Source organism: Mesorhizobium sp. M1A.F.Ca.ET.072.01.1.1 (genome assembly GCF_004023325.1).
Taxonomy (GTDB): domain Bacteria; phylum Pseudomonadota; class Alphaproteobacteria; order Rhizobiales; family Rhizobiaceae; genus Mesorhizobium.
The window spans coordinates 1-1176 of the sequence record NZ_RZSF01000659.1 but is presented as its reverse complement, the minus strand read 5'-3'; the positions used below and the strand labels follow the sequence as shown (position 1 = coordinate 1176).

Annotated in this window: 3 pseudogenes; all 3 read right to left on the bottom strand. The window is 63.8% G+C overall.

Going from position 1 to position 1176, the window contains the following annotated elements:
- Positions 1–117 (bottom strand): annotated as a pseudogene (locus EOA32_RS40870) (2,4-dihydroxyhept-2-ene-1,7-dioic acid aldolase); the annotation flags it as partial.
- Positions 113–868, bottom strand: a pseudogene (locus EOA32_RS37365) (sugar ABC transporter substrate-binding protein); the annotation flags it as partial. The pseudogenes EOA32_RS40870 and EOA32_RS37365, both read right to left, overlap by 5 nt.
- 39 nt (positions 869–907) lie before the next feature.
- Positions 908–1176, bottom strand: a pseudogene (locus EOA32_RS37360) (sugar ABC transporter ATP-binding protein); the annotation flags it as partial.

Genomic DNA, 1176 nt, shown 5'->3' with positions numbered 1-1176 from the left:
CGTCTCGAGGATCCCATCCAGCGCCTCGAACGCCGCACGCGTCTCGACCATGGCAAAGGCCATGGTGCGCTGGTTCGAGTCGCGCAGCCACTCGGCATGGTCACCCTTCCCATGGCGCGCCGTTCGAGCTCATCATCATCACGTCGCCCGGCTTCTTACCGGCAGCCTCCAGCGAGGCAACGCCCGCGACCGAAAGATGCGCCGCGTGGCTGAAGATCAGGTCGATGTCGGGATTGGCCAAGATCTGGTCGGCGACGATGGTGCCGGCGTTGCTCGCCTCCCACTGCATGGCGGGCAGCGAGATGATCTTGACGTCCGGAAACGCCTTCATCTTCTCCTCGAAACCCTTCTGGATGTCGAGCGTGTAGGGATCGCCGGGATCGCCGAGCACCTGCAGGATCTTGCCCTTGACCGAGCCATGCTTGGCCTTCAGCAGCGCTTCGGCCTGCTCCGCCGCAATGTGGCCGATCTCGACCGTGCCGGCGACCGATGTGAAGTCGGATGGCGTGGCGGTGATCTGGCGGTCGAACTCGACCACAGGGATGCCGGCCGCGCGGGCGGCTTCAACGGATGGCTTCAACGCATTGAAATCGACCGCGGCGAGGATGATCGCCTTCGGCTTCAGCGCGATCACGTCGTTCATCTGCGATTGCTGAGCGTCGGTCTTGTTGTCGGCGTTCAGTGTCTTCATCTCGTAGCCGACCTGTTTCAGGAACAGTTCCAGCGCGCTCACCGAGCCGGTCTGGAATTCGTCGAGCAAGGTCGGCACCAGGTAGTAGACGGTACCCTTGGACTGGGCGAATGCCGGCGTGAGCGTGGCAATGGCCAGGGCCAGGATACCGAAGACAGAAAGTAGCATTCGCTTCATGTCGTTCGCTCCTCTTTTCGCCGGACCCCTCATTGTCCCTCAGCCCGCCGGTCCGGCACCGGCGAGCGTTTCCCCGGTGATCATGTTGATCACCGCATCGGGACTTGTCTTGTTGCGGGCAACGTCGCCCGCCACGACGCCCTGGCGGATCACCACGATCCGGTCGGCGACCTGGAAGGCCTGCTGCATGATGTGGGTGATGATGACGACGCCGATGCCTTGGCTCGCCACCTTGCGGATCATGTCGAGGCCGCGGCGCGTCTGCTCGACGCCGAGCGCGGCGAACGGCTCGTCGAGCAGCACCAGCT